This is a genomic window from Nocardia aurantia (assembly GCF_009604425.1).
Taxonomy (GTDB): Bacteria; Actinomycetota; Actinomycetes; order Mycobacteriales; family Mycobacteriaceae; genus Nocardia; species Nocardia aurantia.
The window spans coordinates 83,797-110,550 of the sequence record NZ_WEGI01000018.1 but is presented as its reverse complement, the minus strand read 5'-3'; the positions used below and the strand labels follow the sequence as shown (position 1 = coordinate 110,550).

Here is a 26,754-nt window from a genome sequence, read left to right as displayed (position 1 = left end):
GCGGTTGTCGGCGCCGTTACGATCTTGTTTCGCCGGATGGGCCGATCACTCGCCCGTCCAGAACCCGGCGTGGGGCCGGGCGGCCTCCGCCGCGAGCAGCGGGCCGACCACCTCGACCGGCCGCTGTCCGCGTGCGAACACCTCCCGGCACGGCAGCGCCATGGTGGGATTCTCGGGATGGGATCCGGTGAGCCGCAACAGTTCCTCCTCGGGCAGCCCGAACACCACCCGGCCGATGCCGCTCCAGTAGATCGCCCCGGCGCACATCGCGCACGGCTCGGCGCTCGTGTAAAGCGTTGTGCCACGCAGGAATCGGGCCGAGTGGGCGCGACAGGCCAGTCGCACCAGATTCGTCTCCGCGTGGCCGGTGCAGTCGTGGCCCGTGACGACGGTGTTCTCCGCTTCCAGCAACACCGTGCCGTCGGGGCCGCTGAGCACCGCGCCGAATGGGTGGTTGCCGTGCTCGACCGCCCGCGCCGACACCTCGATCGCGTGCCGGAGATGGGCGAGATCGCGGGCGACCGGATCGGATTCGGCCGATGCGGGGGAGTGGGAGGGCAACGGGGATCCGGCGGGTGCGGACACGGAGGCTCCTTTCGAGGTGGCTGACGAGCACGGGAGACGCCGACGCTAACAGTCGCGGCATCGGGGTTCGAGCACACCGGATCCAAAGCGACCCGACTGCGGGACGGATGGATTGTAGGGCCCGACAAAACTACCGCGCCGCAGGTCACGCGGGGTGCGGAGGCATTGACGCGGTTTTCCGGTCTCGCCTAGCTTCGCTTGTCACACGGCGCCTTTCGGGCCGCCACATCCTTTTCTCCGGTCCGGGCCGGCGGTCGCCGACGCCTCGCCAGCCCGTGGCCGAGCTCGTAGGAGAACCATGTCCGGTACATCACCGTCCCTCTCACCGCTGGCGCGCCTCGTGCCCCGCGACCTGTTCGTCGTCGAGCGCGCGGGCGTCGAACCCGTCGGCGCGGCCGATCGGCGCGGCCGGGCCGGCTCCCTGTTCACCCTGTGGTTCAGCTCCAATGTGCAGTTCGCGACGCTGACCAGCGGAATCCTGGGAACCGCGGTATTCGGTCTCGGCTTCGCCCAGGCGATCGCCGCGATCGCGCTGGGCAGCCTGATCGGCTCGGCCGCCATCGGGGTGCTGTCCGGCTACGGGCCGCGATTCGGGGTCGCGCAGCTGGTGCAGTCCCGTGGCCCCTTCGGCTACTACGGGAACGTGTTGCCGGCGTTCCTGGTGTTCTTCAAGGCGTGCGCCTGGTTCTCGGTGGAATCGGTGCTGGGCGCGTTCACGATCCAGACGCTGGCCGGGATCGGTTTCGCGCCGGCGTTCGCGATCACCGTGGTCGCCCAGATCCTGCTGGCGCTGATCGGCTATCAGCTGATCCACCGCTTCCAGCGGGCGATGGCGGTCCTGCTGGCCGTCGTCTTCCTGGCGGTCTCCTGGTACGGCCTGACCGACGGCAATCTCGCGGCCGGCTTCGACGCGCACAAGGCGGGCGCGCTCGGCACCTCCGGCGCGTTCATCGTCACCACCGCCGTCCAGGCCGCGCGAACCATGAGCTTCTCGTCGTATGCCTCCGACTACAGCCGCTACCTGCCGCGGCACACCTCCGGCCGCGCCGTCTTCGCCGCGGCGGGCGGTGGGGCGCTGCTCGCCTCGGTGTGGATCGGCGGACTGGGTGCGGCGATAGGCACCCAGACGATGGTGGGTACCCCGGCGGATCTGGTGGACAAGGTGCTGCCGGCCGGCCTCGGCACCGTGGCGCTGATCGCGCTGTGGCTGTCGAACACCGCCACGGCCTGCATCGACTGTTATTCCGGCGCGATGGCCGCGCTACTGCTGGACATCCCGATGCGGCGCTGGCAGTCGGTGCTGGGCGTCGGTGCGATCGGCACCGTCGCCGGGTGGATCGCCGGCCGCGGCGACTACTACGACAACTTCGAATCCTTCCTGTTCCTGCTCGGCTACTGGGTCGGGCCGTGGCTCGGCGTGATGATCGTGTACCTGACGGTGATCGCGCGGGGCCGGACCGCTCCGGAGTTGTTCTACGACAAGACACGTCGCGTGCGGCCCGGCCTGATCGCCTGGATCGCCGGTGTGGCGGTGTCGATCCCGTTCATGAGCCAGAGCATGTTCACCGGCCCGGTCGCGCACGCGATACCCGGACTCGGCGACATCACCGCGGCCATCGGATTTCTCGGCGGCGCACTGGCATGCTGGACGCTGTTCCGCTGGTCGCCGGACTCGGTCGGCCCGCGCGCGGCCGCGGACGTCGCCGCCGAGCGGAACTGAGGCCGGCTGTGCCGTTCCTGGCTCCCCGCTCGCTGACCGAGGCTCTCGAACTGCGCACGGCGCATCCGGCGGCCGTGCCTCTCGCGGGCGGCACCGATGTGATGGTGGCGGTGAATGCCGGACAACGCCGGCCCGGCCTGCTGGATCTGACCCGGGTGCCGGAGCTGCGCGCGTGGGCGGTGCGCGACGGTGTCGTCCGGCTGGGCGCCGGCGTCAGCTACGCCCGGATCGTCCGGGAGCTGACCGGACCGCTGCCGAGCCTCTCGGCGGCGGCCGCGACCGTCGGTTCCGCGCAGATCCGCACTCGTGCCACCGTCGGCGGCAACGTGGCGACCGCGTCGCCGGCCGGGGACGGTGTGACACCGCTGGTCGCGGCCGGCGCGGAGATCGAACTGGCCTCGGTGCGCGGCACGCGCCGAATCCCGGTCGCGCGGTTCGCGATCGGCCCCAAGCAGACGGTGCTGGCCGCCGACGAACTGGTGACCGCCCTGCTGGTGCCGGTCCGGACCGGACCCCAGGCGTTCGCCAAGATCGGCGGTCGCAACGCGATGGTGATCGCGGTGGCCAACATCGCCGTGGACCTGCGCCCCGAACATCGGCGGGTCGGTGTGGCGATCGGCGCGGCCGCCGCCACCGTCCGCACCGCGCCCGCCGCGGCCGCGCTCGCGGAGTCCGAATTGGACTGGGCCGGTGGCGAACCCGCGGATCCGGGGCTGCTGCGCGAGTTCGGCGCCCTGGTCGCCGCCGCGGCCGCGCCCATCGACGATGTCCGCGGCACCGCCGCGTATCGCCGCCATGCCCTCACCGTGGTCGCCCGCCGCGCGCTCGGCTGGGCCTGGACCGAATACCGCGCACGAGACAAGGAGTGATGGTTGTGCGTATCACCGTGACGATCGACGATGTCGAGCACATCGTGGACGACGTGCCCGGCGACGAGTCGCTGCTGCGCCTGCTCCGCGAGCGACTGGGCCGCACCGAGGCCAAGAATGCCTGCGAACAAGGCGAATGTGGTTCCTGCACAGTCTATCTGGACGACGACATGGTCTGTTCCTGTCTGGTGGCGGCGGGCCAGGCCGACGAACGCCGGGTACGCACGGTGGCCGGGCTCGCCGAATCCGGCCTCGACCCGGTGCAGCGGGCATTCCTGGCGACCGGCGCGGTGCAGTGTGGTTTCTGCACCCCGGGCCTCGTCGTCGCGACCCACGCGCTGCTGGCCGAGACCCCGCGGCCGACCGACGCGCAGATCCGTACCGGATTGGCCGGAAACCTCTGCCGCTGTACCGGTTACGAGAAGATCCTGGACGCCGTCCGGCTCGCCGCCGGCGGATCGGCGGCCCGGTGACCGGGTGGTCGGACAACACCAGCGCGGTCACCGGCCGGCTCGGCGACAGCCCGCTGCGCCCCGACGGCGCGGCGAAGGTCACCGGCGCTTTCCCGTACGCCTCGGATCTGCGGGCCGACGGCATGCTGTGGGGCGCCACCCTGCGCAGCCCGCACCCGCACGCCCGCATCACCCGCCTGGACACCGCCGCCGCCCGCGCGCTGCCCGGCGTGTACGCCGTCCTCACCCGCGCCGACGTGCCCGGACTCAACCGGCACGGTCTCGAACATCCGGATCAACCGGTACTCGCCGAGGACATCGTGCGCTGCGAGGGTGAACCGATCGCGATCGTCGCCGCCGCCGATCCCGCACTCGCGCGCCGGGCCCTGTCCGCGATCGAGATCGATTACACGCCCCTGGAACCGCTGCTCGACCCGTGGCGGGCAGCCTTCGATCCGGCGGCGCCACGAGTGTGGCCCGCGGGAAACATCGTGCGGCACGTCCCGATCCGCCGCGGCGACCCGGCCGCCGCCCGGGCCCGAGCCGAGGTGGTGGTCCGCGGTGACTACGAGGTGGGGATGCAGGATCAGGCATTCCTCGGCCCCGAGGCCGGGCTCGCGATCCCCGACGGCGCGGGCGGGGTGACCCTGCACGTGGCCAGCCAGTGGATCCACCTGGACCGCCGGCAGTTGTGCCGGATCCTGGCCCTGCCTGCGGACCGGGTCCGGGTGGCGCTGGCCGGCGTCGGCGGGGCGTTCGGCGGCCGCGAGGACCTGTCCGTACACGCGCATGCCTGTCTGCTGGCCCTGCGCACCGGGCGTCCGGTGAAGATGGTCTACGACCGCGAAGAATCGTTCCACGCGCACGTACACCGGCATCCGGCACGGCTGCGCTACGAGCACGGCGCGCTGCGCGACGGAACCCTGCTCTACGTCCGCGCGCAGGTGGTGCTGGACGGCGGCGCGTACACCTCGTGCTCCCCGGAGGTCGCCTTCAACGCGGCGGTTTTCGGCGCCGGACCCTACGACGTCCCCGCGGTCCACCTGGACGCCTACGCCGTGTACACCCACAACCCGGTCTGCGGTGCGATGCGTGGTTTCGGCGCGGTCCAGGTGGCCGTCGCCTACGAGGCCCAGATGGATCGGCTGGCCGCCCGCCTCGGCGCGGATCCCGTGACGTTCCGGCAGCGCCATGCGCTGCGACGCGGATCTCACAGCGCGACAGGTCAACTCATCGACGCACCCGCTCCGGTCGCCGAACTGCTGCAGCGGGTCCGCGACCTGCCGCTGCCGTCTGCGCCCGGTCCCGGCGAACTGCCCGGCGGTGCGCTCGGCAGCACCCGCGGTGAAGGCGTGCGCCGCGGCGTGGGCTACGCAGTCGGCTTCAAGAACGTGGCGTTCGGGGAGGGCGCCGACGACTACTCGATCGCGCGAATCAGACTGCACCGCAATGACTTACACGCCGCTCCGGAAGCGACGGTGTATACCGCCGCGGCGGAGGTCGGGCAGGGCCTGGTGACCGTACTCGGCCAGATCGTCCGTGCGGAACTGGGGGTGGGGCGGGTCCGGCTGGCACCCGCGGACACCGACCTGGGCGAGGCCGGCTCCACCTCTGCCTCCCGTCAGACCTACATGACCGGCGGCGCGGTCCGCGCGGCCTGTGACACATTGCGCGAGAGCCTGTTCGAACTAGCCCGGCGCCACGCGCCGACCGCCCGGGGCGAGCTCCGGCTGCGCGACGGCGCCGTGGTGGACGCCACCGGCCGCACCCTCGTGAGCGTCGCGGAGCTGTTGCCCGGCAACGGAATCGAGGCCGAAGCGGAATACCATCACCGCCGGACCGGGCCGCTGGACCCGGTCACCGGCCAGGGCGACGTGACGGTCCAGTTCGCATTCTGCGCCCACCGCGCCGTCGTGGACGTCGACACCGAACTCGGCATCGTCAAGGTGGTGGCCCTGGACGCCGCCCAGGACGTCGGCCGGGCGTTGAATCCGGACGCGGTGACCGGCCAGATCCAGGGCGGCGCGCTGCAGGGCATGGGCCTGGCCGTGATGGAGGAACTGATCGTCGAGAACGGAAAGCTGCGCAACCCGTCGTTCACCGACTACCTCATTCCGACCGCGCTCGACGCGCCGTCGATGCGGGTGGAGGTACTCGAACTCGCCGACCCGCACGCCCCCTACGGCCTGCGGGGCGTCGGCGAACCCCCCACCGTCTCCGCGACCCCCGCGGTCGCCGCCGCGGTCCGGGCCGCGACCGGCCGCCCCGTCACCCGGGTCCCGATCCGCCCGGACGATGTGATCGAATTCGAAACCCGCTGTGCCGGTATCGAAGCAGACGCTGTCCCGGCCCCCGGCCGAGCCGTTCCCCAACGGGTGGAACAGCACGATCGCGGGTAGGGTCGGCTCGACTTGTCGAAACGAGCGAGGATTTCGGGAGTGTGCGATGCCGCGGTTGCTACGCCAATTCGCTGTGCTGGGCGAACCGGTGGAGTCCGAGTCGGGCGAGTGGGCCCTGCGCTACGACGAGGACGGCCGCGCCGTGATAGCCCACCGAAACGGTGAGATCACTTGGGCCGCAGGCGAAGTGGGATCGCTGCGGCTCGAGCTGGACGGCGTCTTCGCGGTCTACGACGGCCCCGCCGTCGTCTGGCGCGGTGACGCCCCGGTACGCAGCTACTCCGCGCTGCACGTCACCGACGAGGGCGACGGCGTGCTCCTCGACGACGGCCTGCCCGTGTACAGCCTGCGCACCGGCCCGATCGAAGCGGTGTCACTCGGCGACCGGGCCCCCGTCGCCGAGATCATCGGAAACCGAATCCTGAAGTCCGCCAACGGTAAACGCACAGTGGTCCGCCAGGACGAGCACGCGGGCCTGGTACACAAGCGGAGATTCACCGGCGGCGGAATGATCACCGTCGTACAGCCCGACGAGGCACGGACCCTGCAACAACCGGACACCTGGCTGACCTGGCGCTTCCTCGACTCGGACGGGAGCGGCGCCTGGGAGCTCGTCCTGGTCGACGCCGCCGGCGAGGTGCGCTGGATACACGGCCGAGGCCGCTTCGACCCGACCGGTGCGCACCCCGCCGACCCGACCGCGGACCACCGAGCGGCGGACGACGCGAACTTCGTGGCCTGGCTGGAATCGGGCCTGGACATCGAGGCCTACTGCGTCACGGTGATCCACGACGTCGACCCCGACGAAGCCCTCCGCCGCTTCGGCGCCACCGACGCCGAGATCTCCACCGCGACATGGCCGGAACTGCTCCGCCGAGCCCGCTACGAGGAAGCGGACTGGCACCAGGTGGTCGCCGCATTCGCCCTCGGTCCCCACACCCTGCTCGTGGAGGACAACGGCTGGGAGGGATCCAACCGGCCGGACCTGTCCCGCGGCACCTTCGCGGTCTCGTCGTACTGCAGCATCAACGCCGACTCGGTATTCCTGGTCAGTCGCGACGGCGACACCCTCGCGACCTTCCAGGAGAACTGCCCCGGTGACGCCGAGGGCAGCGACATCGACGTGCTGACGAAAGCACTGGCGGAGATGGGAATCGACGACCCCCGGGCCTTCGACGAGGACGACGAGAACTTCCTCGAGGACCTCGAATTGCTCTGCCGCGTAGCCGAAGTCCGCCCGACGATCGCGGACGTCACCGCCCCCGCCCGCGTAGCCATCCTTCCGAGATAGATCCCGCTCCGGCAGAAGGGATTCCCGTGACCGCCACCCCCGCCGAACCGGCCCCGACCACCCCCGACGAATGGCGAACCTACCTCCCCGGGTACGGAGAGATCTACGTGCGCACCGCGAACCGGTACGTCCGCCCGCACCTGACCCCCGAACAGCTCGAAACCCATTGGTTCGGAACCGATCCCGCGACCGAACAGACCCTCGCCACCACCGCGCTGCGCCTCGGCATCCCCCTGCCCCCGAGCCTGTCGAACTTCCTGAGCGTCACCGACGGCTGGGCAGCCGTCGGCGGCTGGATCGACGCGGTAGCCACGTGCGCGGAAATCGACTGGCTGCGCAACACACAGTGGGGCGAAGAACTCATCGAGATCTACAGCGAACTGGACGAGGAGGATGAGGCCGACGAGCCGAACGAACTCCTGGAACTGTTCCGCCGCACCCTCCTGATCGCCTCCGGCGAGGACATCTGGCTCCTGGACCCCACCCGCACCACCCCCGACGGCGAATACCCCGCGATCGACTTCAAACCGAAATACGGTGACTACCGGGAGTATTCGAGTTTCGCCGAACTGTTCCACGAGAGCCGGGACCTGATGATCAGCCTCGCCGAAAGTGCGGATCCGCCCTGACCTTCATGAGCAAACTGTTGTCCCCGGCCTACCGTCGAGAGTTCACCCAAGGTGACACTCCGGCGGGGCCCGCTGATTTCGACGACTGGATCGTCCGCGCGGTACCCAACCCGGCCAGGCCGTTGTTCCGCGAGGGGCGCTACCTGCTGGCCGAGGAGCCGGCATTGCAGGACACCGCGCTGTATCACTCGGTGCTGGCCGCGATCGCCGACGGCAACGCCACCCGTGGCGGCGTCGCCGGGTACCTGTCGCGTAAATCCACCGACCTCGCGCATCCGCGGTCAGTGCTACAGGAGGTCGGCATGATCACGCACGAACAGGATGCATTCCGCAAGAACCGGTCCCACTACCGTATCGCCGAACCGCTGATCACCTTCTATCACACTGTCATGCGACAGAACTGGGGTGACCTCGAACGGCCGGGCCGCGCCGCGCAGGTACGGAGACGACTGCAACCGACATTCCGTGGCAAGGTGCTGGGTCCACACTTCGAGCGGATCTCCCGGGATTGGGCGCGCCGGCACGCGGATTCGGAGACGTTCGGCGGCGTGCCGAAATGACAAGGCGATCCAGTTGATCGATCCGCAGCGCCTCCACCACGGCGAATGATTTCGCACCGATAAGGCCGGTCACCGTAGCGATCACCGGCAGGTCGGCCCGACTCGCCGGTGAGACGATTGACGCTGACCGCCCGGGCCAGCTAGCTTCGGCGGCCATGGGCGGAGTCGAGGGGGGCGCTCCGGAGTCGGACGACTCGGGTGCGAGGGTGGAAGTGGTGCCCGACGTGGTTCGGGCGGTCGGACGATCGATATCGCAGGCGGGTACGGAATTGCGTTCCGCGCTGGAAGCGGTCGGTAGTGAGGTGGACTCGCTGCTGGAGTCGGGATGGTCGGGTCCCGCGGCGACCCGATTCGCGCGGGGATGGACCGAGACTCGCGACAGCGGTGCTGGAATTCTGGCCGCGCTGGCCGATCTGGCGGAAACGCTGGACAGCGCCGCGGGAACGTATGAGCAGACCGAAGATGCGCTCACCACCGGGATCAGCAGTTTGACACTGTAGGGGGAAGGGATGGACAGCGAGCTGCGGGTCGACCTGGAAAGACTCGACGACATCGTCGCGCGTTTATCGGGTCTGGCGGGATTCGTCACGGAAAAACTGGACTCCATCGACGATGCCGTAGCGAGTTTCGCTCCGGGCGTGTGGAATTCGGAAGCGGCCGCGGCATATCAGGACGCGCACCGCCGCTGGGCTCGGGAAGCCCGCGACTTCGCCGAGGGAGTGCGGACCGCTCACGAGGCCGCGCGGCTGGCACACGCGAAGGTGTCGCGAGCCGTCGAGCTCAACGGTCGCATGCTCGGAAAGGGGTGAGGGGTGCCGATCCAATTGCATTGGACCACCCTGTATTCCGCCGGAAAGCAATGCCACGATCTGGCCGACCGGCTGTCCCTGGCATTCGGACCGCTGGCGGCCACCCTCCTGCACGAGTGCGAAGGCATGGCCGGAGACGCACCGGGCTGTCGGCAATGGGCCGGGCAATACGACACGGTCGCCGCCGACCATTTCCGCGCGACGGCGGCGCTGGTCGACGCGCTGGTGAAATACGGTGACGTACTGACCGCGTTCGGCTGGAACTACGCAATCAGCCAAAATCCCGACCACATGCCTTCCCGCCCAACCGAATCCGCGTTGTACTACGACCCCGAAATGACCATGCCCGCGTCCAGCGCGGGCAACGGTCCCGGTATCGCCCGCAACGGCGGCGACAGCCACCTCTACGAGAAATTCCTCGACGGCATCGCGAACGAACTGGGCGGCCTGCCGAACGGCAACACCCACCGACTCGACACCGCCGCCACCGCCTGGAACACCTTCGCGCACAACAACGCCGTCACCGCGGCGGCCGACGACATCCGCACCGTGATCGGCCTGTTCGAAACCGTCACCGATCCCCACAAGGAAACCCTGCTCCAGCACCTGCACACACTCCACGAAGCCGCCACCGAGATAGCCACCTCCACCCGCGCGATCAGCACCGCGGTAGGCGACTACGCCACCGGCACGGGCGAAGTCCGCACGGCGATCAACGGAATCGTCTCCACCGCCGCCATCGGCATCGCGATCACCGCCGCCACCGGAACGGTCGCCGCGATCTTCACCTTCGGCGCCGGCGCGGTCGCGGCCGGCGGCGGCATCGCCGCCATAGTCGCCAACACCGTCAACGCGGTCCGCACCGCCTACGAAGGCACCACACTGATCCGGATCCTCGGCCTGTTGGGCCGCCTCGGCCGAGGCGCGGTCGGCATCATAGAAGCCTTCGACACCGCGAAGAACATCAAGAACGTCACCGCCACCCTCGCCACCATCCTCGCCCTCCGACTCGCCATCGACGACCTGGAGCACAACGCCGGTGAGACCACACCGCCCTCCGACATCCGTGACCCCAAGACGTTCGACCCGCAGTCACTGAGCGGCAAGAGCGCCGAAGAGGTCGCGGCAGCAATACCTTCGGATTGGCCCGCGACACCGAGCAGAAGCGGTGAAGGCACCGTCTACCGCGACCCGGACAATTTCGGCCGTCAGATCAGAATCATGCCCGGCTACAGCGAAGGCAACAGACCGGACCCACTGACCCACGGACCGTACGCGGAAGTGAGCCAGAACGGAAAGACGATAAAGATACCGTTGCAGGGCAACCCCGCTCCGGGAGGGAAGTAGCGATGGCCGACCACGAAGCCGCCTCCGCCTGGCTGATGAACGAGGCCAAAAACCATCTGGCCGAAGACTTCGTCGGCATATTCGAACTCCTCTGGCTCCTCCGCGGATCCACCTTCGCCCTGACCGACGAAGAAGCGAAGCAGATCGCCCGCCACACCGCAGCCGACCTACTCTCCACCGGAGAAGCCGAACTAGTCCACTTACGCTGGCCCACAAACGAATTGGTCTCGACCACCACGACCGCCGACGAACTGAACACCCCCGCCGCCTTCGAGCCGACCCCAACGGGGGAGTACCTCGCACTGTCCTCCACCCACCCCTGAATCCGACCGAGAGGCCCGATCCCCACACCATCCTCCGGACAGCGAATACGCCGACCCCACAGCACTGAAACCCGCATCGACACCACGCCCGATATCCCGAACATCCGGACGATTCCCTTTCCACGTGCTACAAGAACTCGATCTCACCGGCACCGAGAACCTGGCCGATATCGGTTGCGGGACCTACAATTCTTCGCCCGACGAGCCGGCAACAGCCACGTCCGCCGGTACGGAATCGGCGAACCGCCGCCAGGGCTGCGCTTCGTCGAATTGTTCAGCTTCTGCGAAATCGCAGCAGACATTCCGAACGTTCCCTAATCCTCGCGGGCCTGTCGGACGTCCTCAGTACTCCGGTTCGATGCCCGTCCGGAGGCCAGTCGGTAACTGGATATAGTGAGCAGTTCGTCCCTCGATAGTTATGAATCGTCAGATGTGAGGAAGATGACCAGGAACGAGTTCGACGACCGAACGCTGGAGAATATCGACGGCCACATATGGGGGGATCCACCCGTCGATGCTACGCGTTTGATGAAAAAAGTCTATTCATTGCGGCGTAAGCAGATTCACGCGATGACAGCCGAAGATCTGCGTGTACTACTCGGACAACGAGAGAATATTTCCGTGCTCGTACCTCGTGCGCTCGCACTGTTGGAAGGAAACCCATTGGTGCAGGGAGATTTCTATCCCGGGGATCTTCTGGTTGCTGCGCTGCAAGTTTCTGATGACTACTGGTCCCGTCATTCCGATATGGCCGCACGGCTGGGGAACATCATCGAGCAGCTTCGTGTCGTCGATGATCTCGAATTCTTCTTTCCGCCCGAGGCCGAAATCTGGGATCGAATCGAGCGACTACGCGAATCCGGCATCATCGGGTGAGCTGTCACCGCAAGCCAGTGGCGGCAGGCCGGTATCGCCACACGACGTCTCCCATTGCCGCAACTCGCCCGAGTACGGTTGAGCGGCAACGTATCCGAGGGCAGTGCAGAAAATACCGGCGATGAACACGAAGCTGCTCGCACCGCAAATCCCACGGCGTGGCGGTTACGGCGAGAGTCGGTGTCGCGCGGTGGGTTCGGGTGGTTTCCGGCACCGCCGCGGATCCGGGTCAGGGTCGCCGCGCCGATCGGCGGGTCCGGGCGGCCGGTGAGACGGCGTCGATGAACGTCCGGGCGGCGTTGGACGGTGTGCGTTGTGCGTCGTGCGCGATGACGAGGTTCCAGGGGATCGGGGCACCCGCGGATTCGGCGCACACGATGCCGCTCGCGCGTTCGGCGACCGACCGGGGTACCAGGGTGACCCCGAAGTCCTTCGCCACCAGTTCCAGTGCGAAGAACTGATCGGCGACCTCGATCACGGGGTGGCGGGCCGGGAACAGCGTATCGGCGATGCCGCGGACGCCCCAACCGGGGGCGAAGTCGACGAATCTGACCCCGTCCAGGTCGGCGGCGCGGAAGGGGCGGCCCGCGAGGGGGTGGTCCGGTGCGGTGCACAGGACCAGGTTCTCCGCACTGATCGGGTACAGGGTGATGCCCGGGAGTTCGGTGGCCGTACCCGCCAGCAGGGCGATGTCGAGACTGCCGTCGCGCAACCCCGCGACATTGCCGCCCACACCGGAGATGCTCTGTCGCATCTGCAGCGTGACCTCCGGATGGCGGCGGTGGATATCGGCGATCACGCCGGCGAGGTCGAGGGTGTAGACGTTCATCAGGTTGCCGATCACGACCTCGCCGCGCACCTGTCCCCGGGCCGCGTCGATCGCGTCGACGACGTCGCGGCGGGCCCGCAGCATCGACCGGGCCGGATCGAGCATCGCCCGGCCCGCTTCGGTCAGCACGAGGGCGTGCGGGGTCCGGTCGAACAGCCGCGCACCGAGCTCGCGTTCCAGCTTCGCCACGCTTGTCGACACCGCCGATTGCACGAGGTTCAGGGCGCGGGCGGCCGCGGTGAAAGACCGGTGTTCATCGCAGGCGAGGAAGCATTCGATCTGACGCAACTCCATGCCATCGACACTATAGATGGGTCTATCGAAATTCATCGCTTTCATTGATCACGTCCCGGTTGGACCATGGACGTATGACGCGGCACGACGACACCGACATCCTGGTGGGGCATCCTGTGACCGAGGGGCCGGCGGCACCGGCAGGTGAGTCGGCGCCCGCCGGCCCGGCGCACACCCTTTCCTCGGCCTTGGTCGTGGTGTTCGCGGTCGCGTGTGGGCTGGCCGCCGCGAACCTCTACTACGCGCAGCCGTTGATCATCACGATCGCGTCGGCGTTCCATGTGAGCCAGTCCGCCGCGGGCATGGTCGTCACGGTCACGCAGCTCGGTTACGCGGCCGGGCTGCTGCTGGTCGCGCCGCTGGGCGACCTGTTCGAGAATCGCCGGTTGATCACCGTCGTCATGTCCGTCGCCGTACTCGCGCTGCTGGCGGCCTCGGCGACGACCACGTTGCCGGGCTTTCTCGCCGCCGCGCTCGCGATCGGGCTGACATCGGTGGTGGCACAGGTGCTGGTGCCGTTCGCGGCGCACCTGGCGCCACCGCACGCGCGCGGCCGGGTGGTCGGGCAGGTGATGAGCGGGCTGCTGACCGGGATCGTGCTCGCCCGCTCGGTGTCCGGAATCATCGCGGGCATCGCCGGATGGCGTGCGGTGTATATCTTTTCGGCCGCCCTGCTGGCCGTCATGGTGATCCTGCTCCGCCGGATCCTGCCACTGCGCACACCGGAATTCGGCACCGGTTACGGGCGACTCCTCGCGTCCTTGGGGCGAATCTATCTGCGCGAGCCCGTGCTTCGCCGACGGGCCTTCTACCAGGCGGCCATGTTCGGATCGTTCAGCGTCTTCTGGACCGCGATAACCCTGTTGCTCGCCCGACCGCCGTTTCACTTCTCGCAGATATCGATCGGATTGTTCGCGATCGCCGGTGTGCTGGGAGTCTTCATGGCGCCGCTGGCGGGCCGGCTCGGCGATCAGGGCCACGAACGGTGGGTGACCGGCGTGGCGTTCCTGCTGGCGGCGGGCAGCTTCGCCGTCACGTTGTGGCAGGATCGGTTGTGGGCGCTCATCTTCGGCGCGGTCTTCCTCGATCTCGCCGTGCAGACCACGCTCGTACTCGGGCAACGAGCCATCTACGCGTTGAACCCGGCGGAGCGCAGCAGACTGAACACGCTGTACATCGCGACGTTCTTCGTCGGCGGCGCACTCGGTTCCGCGGGCGCGGGCATCGCGTTCGCCCGGTACGGGTGGGCGGGCGTGGTGGTGCTCGGCACGGCATTCCCGCTGGCCGCGTTCGTGTTCTGGCTGACCGAGCGGAAGACGGTGCCATCGCCCACCACGGGCAGCTGAGACCCGGGGCGCCGGTCGCGGAAACGGGGCCCGCGTCGCCGGCCGCTGAGACCCGGCAAGAGGCGCCGGTTCACCACCGGCAGTCGGTCGCAGGTCGACGAAATACGCAGTGCCGGTGGCGAATCCACTCGCCACCGGCACCGCGTGCCGAAAGTCCTACAGCTGCGCCAGCCGAGGCGCCCCACCCTCGGCGCGAACCAGTGCCCCCGCCTCGCGCGTGAGTTCCCGTGCGCTGCCCAGCAATCCGTCGAGCACGAGCACGCGGCGGATGTGCCGATGCAGATCGTGCTCGTCGGTGAAACCGATGCCGCCGAGCACCTGCTGACAGTGCCGGGCCGCGGTCAGCGCGGCCTGGCCCGCGGCGGCCTTGGCCAGCAGCGCACCCAATTCGGTGTCGGCGACCGACAACGTCGCCTCCGCGCCTTCGAGCGCGACCAGGGTCTCCGCCAGGCGGTGCCGCACGGCCTGGAACGAAGCCAGCGGCCGGCCGAACTGCACGCGGTCCAGGACGTGCGTGCGGGCCAGGCCCAGCATCGTGCGCCCGGAGCCGATCAGCCACCACGCCAACGCGGTACGTCCGGCGGCGAGCGGAATCTCGTTGCCGGACTCCACTTTCCGTAACGGAAGCTCGCCGTCGACGGCCGCACCGGCCGCCGGACCCGCGGATTCCCCGCGCTCCCAGACGATCCAGGAGCCGCCCGAGGACGGCAGCGGCACGGTCGCGCCGTCCTCGGGCGGTTGTCCCGCCGCGTGCCGCACCACGTCGTTGAGGACGGAGGCGTGCGCGCCGGTCTCGCCGAGCAGCCGGAACACCAGGGGCACGGCGATTTCCGGCATATCGGTCAGCATGTCGATCCAGCCCAGGTCGGTCAGCGCGTGGTCCAGCGCGCCGCCCGTGGTGGTCGACATCGTCTTGCGGAGGGTTCCGGTGAGCAGTTCCAGCTCGGCGGGATCCATGCTCATGCTCACTCCTTGCCCAGGTCCAGCAGCCGGCGGGAGATGATGTTGCGCTGGATCTCCGCGGTGCCGCCGTAGATGGTGGCGGCGCGGGAATACAGGAATTCCGTGCGCCATTCGGGGTCGTCGAATTCCACCGCACCGGGGACGAGGTCCCGCACGGTGTTCATCAACTGCTGTTCGGCGGTCGCCAGCAGCACCTTGTCCACCGAGGTTTCCGGCCCGAGGTGCCCGCCGTCGGCGAGGGTCTGCTGAGTGATCCGGGAACGGCAGCGCAGCATGTGCAATGCCAGGTAGGCCGAACCGATCTCGGCGTCCGCCTGGGTGTCGCCGAGCGGCGCGGTGGTCTGCGCGATCAGTTTGTCGAGCCGGTTGAACAGGTAGGCGCCGCGGTGCCAGAAGCAGGTGGAACGCTCGTGCGGCAGCAGGTCCATCGCCAATTGCCAGCCGTCGCCGAGGTTTCCGAGCATCCGGTCACCGGGCACCACCACGTCGTCGAAGTACACCTCGGCGAATTCGTCCAGCCCGTGCATGGTCTTCAACGGGCGGACGGTGATACCGGGGGTGTCCATGTCGACGAAGAACGCCGTGATCCCGGCGTGGCCCGGCGCGGTCCGGGTGAGCAGGACGCATCGAGAGGCGTACTGCGCCAGGCTGGTCCACACCTTCTGCCCGTTGACGATCCAATTGTCGCCGTCGGGAACGGCTTTCGTCGTCAGCGAGGCCAGGTCGCTGCCGGAGCCGGGTTCGGAGAAGCCCTGGCACCACTGTTCGGCGCCGGACAGCATGAGCGGCACCATCTCCGCGGCCAGCTCGGGACGCGCGTAGGAGATCATGGTCGGGACCAGGACCTCGATCATCGAGTACAGGCCCGGCTCGGCGAGGTCGCGGGTCGCCACCTCTTCACCGAGCACCGCGCGGAGTACCGCGGGTCCACCGAGCCCGCCGACCTCGGCCGGCCAGCCGTAGCGCATCCACCCGGCGTCGAACAGTGCCTTACGCACCCGGCCCAGTTGCGCCACCTGCCCGTCCAGCGAGTGATCGGCCCCGGGGGACAGGTCGTTCTCGTCGAGCCAACTGCGCAACTCCGAGCGGAACTGTGCCACGTCGGGAATTACGGGAGCACTCATACAGCGTCCTTTCGCGCCGGGTGAGACCGGTGAAAGTGGCTCGCCCGCAGGGTGTTCCGCTCCGGCTCGGGACCGGCGGCGGAACAGTTCACAGTGAGCGAGCGGAAAGGGGAGAGCCGGGTGTCCGCAACGGAGCGAGACCACCGGGTGGAACGGAGACGAGGGCCCCGCCCCGGGAAACGGAGCGAGGCCCTGGCAGGCATCTCAGCTTTTCGAACGCTCGAAGGCATGTGGGATGCCCGAATCATGGTCACCACTACGCCGGATGAACGTCATCCGCCGAGTCTTCAACCGCCAGCCCTGCTCGGTGCGCACCAGAGTGTCGGTGTAGTACCCGATCCGCATGTCGTGCGCGCTGTGCTCCACGAAGCACAGCGGCTGCGTCCCGGTGGCGGTGTCGCCGTCGATCTCCAGAAGCGGTGTGCCGGTGAGGAACAACCCCTTCGGCGCCGCCTCCACCAGTTCCGGGAACAGGTCCAGGGTGTAGGTGTCGCCGAAGGCGCTGTAGGAACCGTCGGGGGTGAACACCTCCAGCACGCCCTGCACGTCGCCCTTGGTCATGGTGACCGCGTACTTCGCGAGCAACTGCTGGATCTCCAGCAGATCTTCAGTTCTGGACAAAGACCTTGCCGCCTTTCATGACGAACGACACCTTCTGGGTCACGCTGATGTCGTCGAGGGGGTTGCCGGGCACGGCGATGATGTCGGCCAGCAGGCCCTCCGCGATGCGACCGCGGTCGTCGGCGTCGATCAGCTCCGCGGCGTTGATCGTGGCCGCGCGCAACACATCCGCCGGTTCCAGGCCGCGCTGCACCAGCGCCACGAGCTCGAAGGCGTTCTTGCCGTGCGGGATCGCCGGCGCGTCGGTGCCGACGGCGATCTTCACCCCGGCCTTGTAGGCGGCCAGTACCGAGCTGTGCGCCTTCGGGTACATCTCGGCGGCCTTCTTCTGCAGCTTCGGATCGGCCTTCGAGACGTCCATGGCGTCGGTGAGCCCGGTGGTGGGCACCAGCCAGGTGCCGCGCTCCACCATCAGGTCGATGGTGTCGTCCTCGATGAGGAAGCCGTGCTCGATGCAGTCCACGCCGCAGAGGATGGCGTGCTTGACCGCGTCGGCGCCGTGCGTGTGCGCGGCCACCTTCATGCCGCGGCGATGCGCCTCGTCGGTGATCGCCCGCAGCTCGTCGTCCGAATAGTGTTGCGCGCCAGGGGATCCGGTCAGCGACATGACGCCACCGGAGACGCAGATCTTGATGACCTCGGCGCCGTACTTGATCTGGTACCGGACCGCCTTGCGCACCTCGTCCACCCCGTTGGCGATGCCCTCCTCGAGGGTGAGGTGCAGCACGTCGGGGGCGAACGCGGAGAACATGGTCGGATCCAGGTGACCGCCCAGGGGTGTGATCGCGTGGCCGGCGGGCACGATCCGCGGCCCGTCGATCCAGCCCTGGTCGATCGCCTTGCCCAGCGCGACGTCCAGCAGATAACCGCCGGTCTTCACGAACAGGCCGAGATTACGGACGGTGGTGAATCCGGCCCGCAGCGTGCGGCGGGCATTGCCCACCGCACGCAGCATCCGCAGGGCCGGATCGTCGGTGACACTGGAGGCCAGGCCGGTCTCGCCGCGACCGCCCATCAGGAGGTTGACCTCCATGTCCATCAGGCCGGGCAGCAGAATGTGGTCACCGAGATCCAGAACCTCTTCGCCCGAGCTGATCTCACCGCCGACTCCGACGATTGTGTCACCTTCGATGCGCACGATGCCGGGCCGCACGATCGTGCCGGATTCGACGTCGAGCAGGCCGGCTGCCTTCAGTGTCAGCATGATTCAGACCACCGGCTCCTGGATGCAGTCCAGGTACGCGGCGCCCGAGTCGGGCACGCGGGCCTGCTTCCAGACCTCCACCGGGAACGACACCATCACCAGCGACTGCAGCAGGTGGAACAGGTACCGCTGCGGGTCGGGCAGGTTGGTCCAGTCGAAGGTCTCGATGTGGTCCAGCGCGGACTGCAACCGCGGGAAGACCGTGTCGTACAGGTCCTGCATCTCCTCCATGGAGGAGGCGAGCCGCTTGGCGTAGCGCTCCGGCTCGGTGGCCAGGATCCACGGCTCGTACTTCTGCAGATCGGCGAATTCGGCCGGGAGGGTTTTGGTTTCGACAGTCATATCAGTTGGCCTTCCCGTTGGAACCGGCACCCGCGCGGTGTTCGGCGACGATCTTCTGGACGTGGGTGTGCAGGTGGCGCAGCAGGACTTCCTGGTCGTTGAGCGGGAATTCCTTGATGGCCCGGGTCTCGAGCATCTTCTGGGTGGCCTCGAGGGTGTTCGCGTCCTGCAACGCGTACTCCTTGAAGGTCACGCCGGCCAGCTCCTGGCCGAGCCGCTCGCGCGCGGTCTTCGCCGGCACGAAGTACAGGCTGGCCTCGAAGGTGTGGCTGTTCACCGAGGTCGGCCAGTAGTGGTAGGTCAGGAACCAGCCCGGCGCCCAGAACAGCAGCGAGAAGTTCGGGAAGATCTCGAACTCGTCGATGCCCCAGGCGCGGTGGCGGGCCGGGTTGAGGCCCTCGGGCAGCACGTCCAGGCCCTCGATGTCGGGGCGATCCCACGGGCCGAACAGGCCCGAGCGCAGCTCCCGCTCGATCGGCTTGACCATGTTGATGTCCTTCGGCGGGGCCATACCGCCCCAGGAGGACACCATCGAGTGCGGCGCGGCGACCTCGTAGTGCAGCGCCTCGAAGCCGGTGCCGATCAGCTTGTCGGCCTCGTCCTTGACCGCCTGCTTCTGGTGCAGCACCGGCGCGTGGTAGAACTCGGCGAACGCGTCGATGAACAGCTTCCAGTTGGCGCCGATCTCGGCCTTGTAGCTGTAGACCTCGGTCATCTCGTGGAAGGGGTAGCCCTCCACGCCCTTCATGAACGGGCCGAGGTACTCCTCGAGCGGCTTCGCGTTGTCGTCGAGGTTGACGAAGATGAAGCCCTCCCACACCTCGCAGCGCAGGCCCTTGAGCCCGTACTGACCCTTGTCGAGGTCGAAGAATTCCTTCTCCTGCTGCACGAAGGTCAGGTCGCCCTCGAGGCTGTAGCGCCAGGCGTGGTACTTGCAGGTGAACTGGCGGCAGACGCCCTGGACTTCCTCGTTGGGGTAGTCGTTCCACACCAGCTTGTTGCCGCGGTGCCGGCAGATGTTGTAGAACGCCCGCACCTCCTTCTCGGAATCGCGGACGACCACGATCGAGGTGTTGAGGAACGGCAGTTCCTTGGTGAAGTAGCTGCCCACGCGCGGGAGCTTGTTGATCCGGCCGATGTTCAGCCAGCTCTTGCGGAAGATCGCGGCCTTCTCGTCCTCGTAGAAGGCGGGATCGATCGAGTCGGTGAAATCGACGGGCCCGGTGCCGAGTTCGGGGTAGTTCTTCGTCCAGCTACCCGCAGCCGGCTTGGTGAAGTGTGCCATTACAGGAGGTTCCCTCTCAGTGTTCGCTGCGTACGCCGAAGGTGTTCAAGGCGATCGACAACGTGATGTACCCGCCGACCGTGAAAACCAGGTCCATGCGTTGTTTTTCGTCGAGCCGCTCGCCGAGCGCGGCCCATGTCTCGTCGCAGAGTTCGGATTTCTCGTCGAGTTCGTCGACGGCGTTGAGGACCAGTTGGTCGAACTCGTCGGCGGCGGTGCCGTCGATGACGCCGGCGATGTCCTCGGCGGACAGGCCTGCCTCCGTGGCGAATCCGGTGTGATGCTCCACCTCGTACGCACAGTTGCGGCGGTGCGCGACCCGCAGGATCACCAGTTCCCGGATCCGCGGCGGCAGCGTGGACGTGAACAGCAGATGGACGCTGAAGCCGAGGAACTTCTCGGTCAGGTCCGGATGCCACGCCAAGGGTGCCATCGCGGGCCCCGCGCCTTCGGGATTACGACGCGCTCGCGGCAGTAGAGCCTTGAACGCGTCCCGGGTCCGATCGTCCCAGCGCTCGGCTGGCAGCGGTGGCAGGCGCATCCTTGTCCTCCTCTCGTGAGAATAGCATTCTCAAAAACTGAACTCTAGATTTCCATGGTGCCGCGTGTTAGTCAACAGAGCATCCCCTCACTCCCGCCGCTTCATCGCCACATCTTGCTGAAATCCCAGCTCACGACCCGCTCCGGGACCAGTCGCAGCCAGCCGTGGCGGCCGTCGTAGTGGAAGTCGCGGCCGGGGGAGTACTTGGCCGCGAACAGCCGCTCCGGCTCCGCCAGCTGGGAATTCGCCTCGCCGGTGCGCGGCGCCTCGCCGACGGTCTCGGCGGTCCCGCGCAACTCCACCCCGCGCAGCTGCAGGAAGTCGGCGCCGCCGTCGTCGACGATGGCCGACAACCTCGGATCCCGGCCCAGATCGGTCCACCGCTGGCTCCGGACCAGCGAGTTCAGCCACAGGGCGGTGCCGTCCCAGACGAACCACAGCGCGCTGGTGTGCGGGTGGCCGCCGGGCCCGAGGGTGGCGATCCGGACCAGCGGTGCGGTGGTGAGGAAGGCGTCCCGCTCCTCCGTGGTCATGGCGATGGCGTGGCCGCGTCGTTGCCCGGTCATTTGATCTCCTCAAAGCCAACATGTTGATTCTCCATTTCTGAGAAGATAGTTTTCTGACAGCGAGAGCACCATGGCTCGCGCTGCTCGACGAAGAGCGGTGGGGTGCGGAAACGCACCCCTTCAAGGAGGAATCTGGTGAAACCCAGGCGCATACTCGTCGCGCTGACGGCGGTGGCATTACTAGCGGCGGCAGGTTGCAGCCGCAGCGGCAGCAGCGGCGAGGAGAGCTCGGCGACCGGCGGCAACAGCGGTAGCAGCAGCAGCTCCGCGTCCGCCGACTTCGGTGACCTGAAGGGCGTCTGCCACAGCGGCAAGGCGTCGGGCGCACCGGCACAGGGCGTGACCGCCGGCGAGATCAAGGTCGGTGTGTTCACCGACATGGGATTCACCAAGAACCCCGAACTGGTCGACGCCGCCAAGGTGTTCACCTCCTGGTGCAACGACAACGGCGGGATCAACGGCCGCAAGATCAGCTACAACGTCCGCGACGCGAAGCTCATGGAGGTCCGGCAGCGCATGCTGGAGTCCTGCCGCGACGACTTCGCCCTCGTCGGTGGCAGCGCCGCCCTCGACGGACTGGGCGTGAAGGACCGGTTGTCCTGCCTGCTGCCCGACTTCCCGGCGCAGGTCGACCAGATCGCCAACGCCGGATCCGACCTGCAGGTCGGCGGCGGCGTGACCGCCGGTGGCCGGTACGACCCCTACACCGGTTTCCACCAGTGGCTGTTCAAGGACGCCTACCCGGCCTCGGCCTCGGCGATCGGCCTCATCAACGGTGACTCCCCGGTCACCAAGGTGATGGGCACCGCCTACGAGGAGGCGCTGCCGGCCCAGGGCGCGACCATCGTCTACGACGACCTCTACCCGGCCGCCGGCGTGTCCGACTGGACCCCGTACGCGCAGTCCATCAAGACCAAGGGCGTCAAGGGCCTGATCTTCCTGGGCGACTTCCGCAGCCTGGCCAAGCTGGAGGACGTGCTGACCGGCATGGACTACAAGCTGGACTGGATCGACACCAACTCGAACGCGTACAACTCGCAGTTCATCCAGCTGGCGGGCAATTCGCTTGCCGCGCAGCACAACTACGCGGACATCAGCGGCACCGCGCCCCTGGAGTCGAACGTGCCCGCGATGAAGCAGCTCAAGGAGCTGTTCGCCAAGTACGCGCCGGGCCAGGACATGACCTACCCCGCGGTGCGCGCCTTCGGCCAGTGGCTGCTGTTCGCGAAGTCGGCGGCGAGCTGTGGTGACCAGCTCACCCGCAAGTGCCTGTACGACGCCGGCAAGGGCGAAACCGCCTGGACCGCAGGCGGTCTGGAAGCGCCCACCAACATGGGCGATCCGAACTTCATCCAGAAGTGCTTCAACGCCGAGCAGGCCTCCCCGCAGGGCTGGTCGACGCCGGACTTCAAGCCGGACAACGGGCCGTACCGCTGCAACGTCGAGCCGTACGTCTACAAGACCCCGGGCGGCAAGCCGGTGACCCTCGCCGACGCCGGTAAGAGTCTGGGCGATCTGAAGTAATCATGGACAAGTTCCTCGCCTTCGGGATCGTCGGGCTCAGTACCGCGGCGATCTACGCGGTCATCGGTAGTGGCCTGGTGGTCACCTACACGACGACCGGCGTGTTCAACTTCGCGCACGGGGCGGCGGGCATGATGTCGGCGTTCGTGTACTGGCAGCTCACCATCGGGTGGGGCGTGCCGGTACCGGTGGCCGTGGTGCTGGTGCTCGCGGTGTTCGCACCCCTTTTCGGGTTGCTGTTCGCCCGGGCACTGGCACCGACCCAGGGATTGGGTGACGCGGAGAAGTTGGTGATGACAGTGGCCCTGCTGTCGGGCCTCATCATCGTCGCCCGCTGGATATGGAATCCGAACGTGTCCCGGACGCTGCCGAAGTTCTTCGCCGGCGTTCGTCCGATCCACCTCGGGCCCGTCACCATCACCTGGCATCAGGCGCTGACCATGCTGGTCGCGGTCGCGGTCGCGGCCGGACTCCGAATCCTGCTGTACCGCACCAGAACCGGTGCGGAGATGCGGGCCACCGTGGACGACCGGGCACTGGTGGGACTCACCGGCGCCGACCCACAGCGCGCCAACAAGGTCGCGTGGATCCTCGGCATCGAGCTCGCCTCCGTCGGCGGCATCCTGATCGCGCCCACGGTGGCGCTCGACGCCTCGCAGCTGTCGCTGCTGATCGTCAGCGCCTACACCGCGGCGATCTTCGGCCGGTTGTCCAACCTGCCGATGACCTTCCTCGGCGCGATCGTGGTCGGCTGCCTGGAGAGCTATCTCGCGGGCTACCTGCCGCAGAACGAGTACCTGCCCGGGTTGCGGCTCGCCGCGCCCGCGCTGTTGCTGTTCCTGGCACTGCTGCTGTTCCCGCACGGCCGCCTGCGCGGCCGGGACCGGAAGCTGAGCTCGGTACCGCTGCCGACCGTCAACGGGTCGCTGGTGTTCGGGGCGATCATCGTCGTGGTCGGCATCATGCTCGCCACCATGCTCGGTGAGGCGAACCTGATCACCTACGGGCAGATGTTCGCCTTCGCGGTCATCGCGTTGTCGTACATCCCGCTGGCCGGCTTCGCCGGGCAGATCTCGTTGTGCCAGTTGAGTATCGCGGGGATCGGCGCCGTCGCCTACTCGCACTTCGGTGCGCACGGGCAGTGGTGGGCGATATTCGCGGCCATGGCCGTCGCAGGCGTCGTCGGCGCCCTCATCGCGGTTCCGGCGATGAGGTTGTCCGGCGTCTACCTGGCCTTGGCGACAACGGCTTTCGCGGTGGTGCTGGATCGCTGGATCTTCACGTTGCCGGAATTCCACCTCTTCGGCCTGAAGATCGCGCTGTTCGATCAGGGTTCGGTGGAACTGGTCGGGCCGCACCTGTTCGGCCTGAACCTGGACAGCACCTGGAAGATCACGATCTTCTCCTCGGTCTGCCTGGCGCTGGCCACCTTCGGCGTCGCGATGTTGCGGCGCAGCCGGTTCGGCCGGCGGTTGATCGCGTTGCGCGACAGCGAATCCGCCTACGCCACGCTCGGCGGCAACCTGCTGTCCGCCAAGGTCGCGGTGTTCGCGGTGTCGGCGGCCATCGCCGGGCTCGGCGGCGCGCTGTACGGGATGCAGCTGCGGTCGGTGACCGCGGATCAGTTCAATCTCGTTGCGGGACTGCCGATCTTCCTGATCGTCGTGATCGGCGGACTGGGCGCGGTGGGCAGCGGATTCTTCGCGGGTGTCACCTTCGCCGGTCCGCTCAACGTGATTCCGGTGTTGTGGCCGTCGCTGACCAACCTGGCGCAGGTGCTGCCGTCCGCCGGTGGCGCGTTCTTCGCCGGTGGCGCCCTCGGCGAGGGCGCGGTGGCGGGCATGCGGGGCAGTTTCGTCCCGGTGTTGCGCGACAAGGTGACCGGTCCCCTGCTGATCGGGGGACCGATAGTGCTGTGGGTGCTGCGGCTCAACGATGTGATCAACGGCTGGCTGTTCACCCTCGGCGCCCTGATCGTCGCCGTGGTGGCCCGGTACTGGGCACAGGCCCGCGCGCCGAAACCCGACGTGGAACCGGAGATCCCGGTCGAATGGTGGGGTGTCCGCCGAGACTGGCGGGCCGAGGACGAGGAGGTGCTCGACCGTGCCGTCACTGCTCGAAGTTGAGAACATCACCGTCACCTTCGGCGGGCACAAGGCGCTCGACAGCGCCGGCCTGCGCGCCGAGCGTGGTCACGTCACCGGCCTGATCGGCCCCAACGGGGCCGGCAAGAGCACCCTGTTCGACGTGATCTCGGGGCTGCGCCGCCCCACCTCGGGCAGCGTGGCGATCGACGGGCGCGATGTCACCCGGCTGGGCCCGTCGCGGCGGGCCCGGCACGGGCTCGCCCGCACCTTTCAGCGACTGGAACTGTTCGGGCGCTTGAGCGTTCGCGACAACCTGCTGGTCGCCGCGGAGCTCGGGCCGCATCGCCGGCACGCGCACCGCACCGTCGGCGAGATCATCGACCGGCTCGGCCTGCACCACGTCGCGGACTCGTCGGCGGACGCGCTGCCGACGGGCACCGGGCGGCTGGTCGAGGTGGCGCGGGCGATGGCCGTGCGGCCGGCGCTGGTGCTGCTGGACGAACCGGCCGCGGGCCAGGACCACACCGAGACCGAGAAGTTCGCCGCCCTGCTGCGGTCGCTGGCCGAGGACGGCGCCGCGGTGCTGCTCGTCGAACACGACATGGGCCTGGTGATGAACGTCTGCGATCAGGTGTTCGTGCTGGATCTGGGCAAGATCATCGCCTCGGGGCCGCCCGAGGTGATCCGCCGCGACCAGGCCGTGCTGTCGGCCTATCTGGGGGAGTCGTGACCCTGCCCGATACCGACCGTTACCCGACCGAGCAGTTGCCGGTCGTCACGGCACCGGCGCCGGCCCCGCTGCTGGAACTACGGGAGGCGCGCGCCGCCTACGACGCGATCACCGTCCTGCACGGGGTCGATCTCACGGTGGCCGGCGGCCAGGTCGTGGCGTTGCTCGGGCCCAACGGCGCGGGCAAGACCACGACGCTGAAGGTGGCGGCGGGCGTGCATCCCGTCTCCGGCGGGCGGCTGCTGCTCGGCGGCCGCGACGTCACCGGGGTCGATCCGAAGGATCTCGCTCGAAAAGGGGTGTGCCTCATCCCCGAAGGGCGCGGCGTGTTCCCGAACCTCAGCGTCCGGGACAACCTGCTGATGATGACCTTCACCGGCCGGTCCCGGAGCGAGATCGAGGAGATCGCGTTCACCCGGTTCCCGATCCTCGGCAAACGCGCCCATCAGCTCGCCGGCACCATGTCGGGCGGCGAGCAGCAGATGCTGGCCCTCGCGCGCGGCCTGGCCACCGACCCGGCCGTGCTCATGCTGGACGAATTGTCCATGGGCCTGGCGCCGTTGATCGTGGGCCGGCTCTACGACCAGGTCGCCGAGATCGCCCGGCAGGGCGTCGCGGTCCTGGTGGTGGAACAGTTCGCCGCCGCGGTGCTCGACATCGCCGACCACGCGGCCGTGCTCGTGCGCGGCCGCATCGAGAAGCAGGGTCACCCCGACAGCCTGCGCCACGAACTCGCCGAACTCTATCTAGGAAGCTCGAAATGACCGAAGCACGCGCGGACCGTTTCGTCCGCGAACTCGCGGAGCTGAAGATCGCCGATCCGGCGGCCGGCCGCTCCCAGCTGTGGCTGCGCCTGGGCACCCTGCTGCTGGTGCTGGGCCCGGTCCTGGCCGTGGTCGCATTCCTCATGTCGCACAGCACCCGCGACCCGCTGGTGCAGCGCGACGCCATCACGCTGGTCGGCGGGGCGGTCGTCGCGGCGGTGGTGGGCGCGGCGCTGTTCCTGCGCTACTCGCTGACCGGATTCCTGCGTTTCTGGCTGGCGCGGCAGGCCTTCGATCTCGCGGTGTTCGCGGATCGTGTGAACCACAAGGAGGTTGAACATGACGGCAGTTTCACTGCGTCCCGGTGAGCAATTGGCCAGCACGGTGTGCACCACCCGGGTGGTCGTCGTGCGGGCGCCCGGCGCCGAAGTCGAGATCAGTTGCGGCGGAGCGCCGATGGAGCCGGCGGCGGGAAAGCCCGCGCCCGGCAAGGTCGGTGCGAACGAGGCGGTCACCCTGGTCGGCAAGCGTTATGTCGACGCCGACGGGACCGTCGAGCTGCTGTGCACCAACTCCGGTACCGGTGAGCTCGCGCTCGGCGGGGTGGCCCTGACCCTGAAGGCCGCCAAGGCACTTCCCGCGTCCGACTGATCGACGCTCGGACGAGGAGAAAG

29 protein-coding genes are annotated in these 26,754 nt (G+C 68.2%); 19 read left to right on the top strand and 10 right to left on the bottom strand.

The window, feature by feature from the left end; translation table 11 throughout:
* Positions 1 to 45: 45 nt before the first annotated feature.
* A complete protein-coding gene (locus tag NRB56_RS34735; protein ID WP_319943965.1) occupies positions 46 to 585 on the bottom strand; it encodes a nucleoside deaminase in 540 nt (179 codons plus the stop codon).
* A gap of 298 nt (positions 586 to 883) precedes the next feature.
* Between NRB56_RS34735 and NRB56_RS34730 the strand changes: the two genes are divergently transcribed.
* The 12 genes from NRB56_RS34730 to NRB56_RS34675 all read left to right on the top strand — a co-directional run bounded on the left by NRB56_RS34730 (position 884) and on the right by NRB56_RS34675 (position 11,860).
* On the top strand, positions 884 to 2,305 hold the full coding sequence (locus tag NRB56_RS34730) for a purine-cytosine permease family protein (RefSeq protein WP_153348593.1): 1,422 nt from the start codon (positions 884 to 886) through the stop codon (positions 2,303 to 2,305).
* 8 nt (positions 2,306 to 2,313) lie between these two features.
* Positions 2,314 to 3,174 (top strand): FAD binding domain-containing protein, encoded by an 861-nt coding sequence (locus NRB56_RS34725; protein ID WP_319943964.1) that lies wholly within the window; start codon positions 2,314 to 2,316, stop codon positions 3,172 to 3,174.
* A gap of 5 nt (positions 3,175 to 3,179) precedes the next feature.
* A complete protein-coding gene (locus tag NRB56_RS39490; RefSeq protein ID WP_319943963.1) occupies positions 3,180 to 3,647 on the top strand; it encodes a (2Fe-2S)-binding protein in 468 nt (155 codons plus the stop codon).
* Positions 3,644 to 6,025: a xanthine dehydrogenase subunit D gene (pucD, locus tag NRB56_RS34715; protein WP_319943962.1), complete on the top strand. Its 2,382-nt coding sequence runs from the start codon at positions 3,644 to 3,646 to the stop codon at positions 6,023 to 6,025. Before NRB56_RS39490 ends, pucD begins: the two co-directional genes overlap by 4 nt.
* Before the next feature lie 46 nt (positions 6,026 to 6,071).
* On the top strand, positions 6,072 to 7,316 hold the full coding sequence (locus NRB56_RS34710) for a DUF6461 domain-containing protein (protein WP_153348589.1): 1,245 nt from the start codon (positions 6,072 to 6,074) through the stop codon (positions 7,314 to 7,316).
* 26 nt (positions 7,317 to 7,342) lie between these two features.
* The gene (locus NRB56_RS34705; protein WP_227838576.1) at positions 7,343 to 7,945 is read left to right on the top strand and encodes an SMI1/KNR4 family protein; all 603 of its coding nucleotides are present in this window, start codon (positions 7,343 to 7,345) and stop codon (positions 7,943 to 7,945) included.
* A gap of 5 nt (positions 7,946 to 7,950) precedes the next feature.
* Positions 7,951 to 8,505, top strand: a complete 555-nt coding sequence (locus NRB56_RS34700) for a hypothetical protein (RefSeq protein ID WP_194291099.1) — start codon at positions 7,951 to 7,953, stop codon at positions 8,503 to 8,505.
* A 215-nt stretch (positions 8,506 to 8,720) separates the two neighbouring features.
* Complete coding sequence (locus tag NRB56_RS34695) at positions 8,721 to 9,005, top strand: WXG100 family type VII secretion target (protein WP_319943961.1); 285 nt, start codon at positions 8,721 to 8,723, stop codon at positions 9,003 to 9,005.
* Between the two features lie 9 nt (positions 9,006 to 9,014).
* Positions 9,015 to 9,314 (top strand): WXG100 family type VII secretion target, encoded by a 300-nt coding sequence (locus tag NRB56_RS34690; protein WP_153348587.1) that lies wholly within the window; start codon positions 9,015 to 9,017, stop codon positions 9,312 to 9,314.
* A 3-nt stretch (positions 9,315 to 9,317) separates the two neighbouring features.
* A complete protein-coding gene (locus NRB56_RS34685; protein ID WP_153348586.1) occupies positions 9,318 to 10,661 on the top strand; it encodes a hypothetical protein in 1,344 nt (447 codons plus the stop codon).
* Positions 10,662 to 10,663: 2 nt separating this feature from the next.
* The gene (locus tag NRB56_RS34680) at positions 10,664 to 10,984 is read left to right on the top strand and encodes a hypothetical protein (protein ID WP_153348585.1); all 321 of its coding nucleotides are present in this window, start codon (positions 10,664 to 10,666) and stop codon (positions 10,982 to 10,984) included.
* Between the two features lie 441 nt (positions 10,985 to 11,425).
* Positions 11,426 to 11,860 (top strand): contact-dependent growth inhibition system immunity protein, encoded by a 435-nt coding sequence (locus NRB56_RS34675; RefSeq protein ID WP_153348584.1) that lies wholly within the window; start codon positions 11,426 to 11,428, stop codon positions 11,858 to 11,860.
* Positions 11,861 to 12,089: 229 nt separating this feature from the next.
* On the opposite strand, the gene NRB56_RS34670 is transcribed toward NRB56_RS34675, so the two are convergent.
* Positions 12,090 to 12,983 carry a LysR family transcriptional regulator gene (locus tag NRB56_RS34670; protein WP_153348583.1) on the bottom strand — a complete coding sequence of 298 codons (894 nt, stop codon included), beginning with the start codon at positions 12,981 to 12,983 and terminating at the stop codon, positions 12,090 to 12,092.
* 74 nt (positions 12,984 to 13,057) lie between these two features.
* On the opposite strand from NRB56_RS34670, the gene NRB56_RS34665 reads away from it, so the two are divergent.
* Complete coding sequence (locus tag NRB56_RS34665) at positions 13,058 to 14,329, top strand: MFS transporter (protein ID WP_153348582.1); 1,272 nt, start codon at positions 13,058 to 13,060, stop codon at positions 14,327 to 14,329.
* Between the two features lie 156 nt (positions 14,330 to 14,485).
* Here the strand turns inward: NRB56_RS34665 and NRB56_RS34660 are convergent, their stop codons facing one another.
* From NRB56_RS34660 to NRB56_RS34625, 8 genes are all read right to left on the bottom strand, one after another.
* Entirely contained in the window at positions 14,486 to 15,292 is an 807-nt protein-coding gene (locus tag NRB56_RS34660; RefSeq protein ID WP_153348581.1) for an acyl-CoA dehydrogenase family protein, read from the bottom strand.
* Between the two features lie 2 nt (positions 15,293 to 15,294).
* The gene (locus NRB56_RS34655) at positions 15,295 to 16,416 is read right to left on the bottom strand and encodes an acyl-CoA dehydrogenase family protein (protein ID WP_153348580.1); all 1,122 of its coding nucleotides are present in this window, start codon (positions 16,414 to 16,416) and stop codon (positions 15,295 to 15,297) included.
* 204 nt (positions 16,417 to 16,620) lie between these two features.
* On the bottom strand, positions 16,621 to 16,977 hold the full coding sequence (locus NRB56_RS34650) for a nuclear transport factor 2 family protein (protein ID WP_406603572.1): 357 nt from the start codon (positions 16,975 to 16,977) through the stop codon (positions 16,621 to 16,623).
* Positions 16,978 to 17,023: 46 nt separating this feature from the next.
* Entirely contained in the window at positions 17,024 to 18,241 is a 1,218-nt protein-coding gene (locus NRB56_RS34645; RefSeq protein WP_153348578.1) for a metal-dependent hydrolase family protein, read from the bottom strand.
* Between the two features lie 3 nt (positions 18,242 to 18,244).
* Positions 18,245 to 18,583 (bottom strand): hypothetical protein, encoded by a 339-nt coding sequence (locus NRB56_RS34640; protein ID WP_153348577.1) that lies wholly within the window; start codon positions 18,581 to 18,583, stop codon positions 18,245 to 18,247.
* Position 18,584: 1 nt separating this feature from the next.
* Positions 18,585 to 19,868: an aromatic ring-hydroxylating oxygenase subunit alpha gene (locus NRB56_RS34635; RefSeq protein ID WP_153348576.1), complete on the bottom strand. Its 1,284-nt coding sequence runs from the start codon at positions 19,866 to 19,868 to the stop codon at positions 18,585 to 18,587.
* A gap of 16 nt (positions 19,869 to 19,884) precedes the next feature.
* On the bottom strand, positions 19,885 to 20,409 hold the full coding sequence (locus tag NRB56_RS34630) for a carboxymuconolactone decarboxylase family protein (protein ID WP_194291098.1): 525 nt from the start codon (positions 20,407 to 20,409) through the stop codon (positions 19,885 to 19,887).
* A 101-nt stretch (positions 20,410 to 20,510) separates the two neighbouring features.
* Complete coding sequence (locus NRB56_RS34625; RefSeq protein WP_153348575.1) at positions 20,511 to 20,975, bottom strand: pyridoxamine 5'-phosphate oxidase family protein; 465 nt, start codon at positions 20,973 to 20,975, stop codon at positions 20,511 to 20,513.
* A gap of 132 nt (positions 20,976 to 21,107) precedes the next feature.
* Between NRB56_RS34625 and NRB56_RS34620 the strand changes: the two genes are divergently transcribed.
* From NRB56_RS34620 to NRB56_RS34595, 6 genes are read left to right on the top strand one after another with little or no spacing between them, the layout of a single operon-like run.
* Complete coding sequence (locus NRB56_RS34620; RefSeq protein ID WP_153348622.1) at positions 21,108 to 22,499, top strand: ABC transporter substrate-binding protein; 1,392 nt, start codon at positions 21,108 to 21,110, stop codon at positions 22,497 to 22,499.
* Between the two features lie 2 nt (positions 22,500 to 22,501).
* On the top strand, positions 22,502 to 24,625 hold the full coding sequence (locus NRB56_RS34615) for a branched-chain amino acid ABC transporter permease (protein WP_153348574.1): 2,124 nt from the start codon (positions 22,502 to 22,504) through the stop codon (positions 24,623 to 24,625).
* Positions 24,603 to 25,316: an ABC transporter ATP-binding protein gene (locus tag NRB56_RS34610; protein WP_319943960.1), complete on the top strand. Its 714-nt coding sequence runs from the start codon at positions 24,603 to 24,605 to the stop codon at positions 25,314 to 25,316. Before NRB56_RS34615 ends, NRB56_RS34610 begins: the two co-directional genes overlap by 23 nt.
* A 35-nt stretch (positions 25,317 to 25,351) precedes the next feature.
* Positions 25,352 to 26,080 (top strand): ABC transporter ATP-binding protein, encoded by a 729-nt coding sequence (locus NRB56_RS34605; RefSeq protein WP_153348620.1) that lies wholly within the window; start codon positions 25,352 to 25,354, stop codon positions 26,078 to 26,080.
* Positions 26,077 to 26,448, top strand: a complete 372-nt coding sequence (locus NRB56_RS34600) for a hypothetical protein (protein ID WP_153348573.1) — start codon at positions 26,077 to 26,079, stop codon at positions 26,446 to 26,448. Before NRB56_RS34605 ends, NRB56_RS34600 begins: the two co-directional genes overlap by 4 nt.
* Positions 26,420 to 26,731 carry a hypothetical protein gene (locus tag NRB56_RS34595; RefSeq protein ID WP_153348572.1) on the top strand — a complete coding sequence of 104 codons (312 nt, stop codon included), beginning with the start codon at positions 26,420 to 26,422 and terminating at the stop codon, positions 26,729 to 26,731. The genes NRB56_RS34600 and NRB56_RS34595 overlap by 29 nt, the downstream gene beginning before the upstream one ends.
* Positions 26,732 to 26,754 lie beyond the last annotated feature (23 nt).

What these genes read in the sequence shown, in the direction of transcription:
- NRB56_RS34680 (WP_153348585.1), top strand. Translation starts at nt 10,664, where the DNA reads ATGGCCGACCACGAAGCCGCCTCCGCCTGGCTGATGAACGAGGCCAAA.
- NRB56_RS34700 (WP_194291099.1), top strand. Translation starts at nt 7,951, where the DNA reads ATGAGCAAACTGTTGTCCCCGGCCTACCGTCGAGAGTTCACCCAAGGT.
- NRB56_RS34635 (WP_153348576.1), bottom strand. Translation starts at nt 19,868, where the DNA reads ATGGCACACTTCACCAAGCCGGCTGCGGGTAGCTGGACGAAGAACTAC.
- NRB56_RS34650 (WP_406603572.1), bottom strand. Translation starts at nt 16,977, where the DNA reads ATGACCAAGGGCGACGTGCAGGGCGTGCTGGAGGTGTTCACCCCCGAC.
- NRB56_RS34630 (WP_194291098.1), bottom strand. Translation starts at nt 20,409, where the DNA reads ATGCGCCTGCCACCGCTGCCAGCCGAGCGCTGGGACGATCGGACCCGG.
- NRB56_RS34615 (WP_153348574.1), top strand. Translation starts at nt 22,502, where the DNA reads ATGGACAAGTTCCTCGCCTTCGGGATCGTCGGGCTCAGTACCGCGGCG.
- NRB56_RS34710 (WP_153348589.1), top strand. Translation starts at nt 6,072, where the DNA reads ATGCCGCGGTTGCTACGCCAATTCGCTGTGCTGGGCGAACCGGTGGAG.
- NRB56_RS34655 (WP_153348580.1), bottom strand. Translation starts at nt 16,416, where the DNA reads ATGAGTGCTCCCGTAATTCCCGACGTGGCACAGTTCCGCTCGGAGTTG.
- NRB56_RS34665 (WP_153348582.1), top strand. Translation starts at nt 13,058, where the DNA reads ATGACGCGGCACGACGACACCGACATCCTGGTGGGGCATCCTGTGACC.
- NRB56_RS34645 (WP_153348578.1), bottom strand. Translation starts at nt 18,241, where the DNA reads ATGCTGACACTGAAGGCAGCCGGCCTGCTCGACGTCGAATCCGGCACG.
- NRB56_RS34690 (WP_153348587.1), top strand. Translation starts at nt 9,015, where the DNA reads ATGGACAGCGAGCTGCGGGTCGACCTGGAAAGACTCGACGACATCGTC.
- NRB56_RS34625 (WP_153348575.1), bottom strand. Translation starts at nt 20,975, where the DNA reads ATGACCGGGCAACGACGCGGCCACGCCATCGCCATGACCACGGAGGAG.
- NRB56_RS34660 (WP_153348581.1), bottom strand. Translation starts at nt 15,292, where the DNA reads ATGAGCATGGATCCCGCCGAGCTGGAACTGCTCACCGGAACCCTCCGC.
- NRB56_RS34670 (WP_153348583.1), bottom strand. Translation starts at nt 12,983, where the DNA reads ATGGAGTTGCGTCAGATCGAATGCTTCCTCGCCTGCGATGAACACCGG.
- NRB56_RS34595 (WP_153348572.1), top strand. Translation starts at nt 26,420, where the DNA reads ATGACGGCAGTTTCACTGCGTCCCGGTGAGCAATTGGCCAGCACGGTG.
- NRB56_RS34730 (WP_153348593.1), top strand. Translation starts at nt 884, where the DNA reads ATGTCCGGTACATCACCGTCCCTCTCACCGCTGGCGCGCCTCGTGCCC.
- NRB56_RS34675 (WP_153348584.1), top strand. Translation starts at nt 11,426, where the DNA reads ATGACCAGGAACGAGTTCGACGACCGAACGCTGGAGAATATCGACGGC.
- NRB56_RS34640 (WP_153348577.1), bottom strand. Translation starts at nt 18,583, where the DNA reads ATGACTGTCGAAACCAAAACCCTCCCGGCCGAATTCGCCGATCTGCAG.
- NRB56_RS34600 (WP_153348573.1), top strand. Translation starts at nt 26,077, where the DNA reads ATGACCGAAGCACGCGCGGACCGTTTCGTCCGCGAACTCGCGGAGCTG.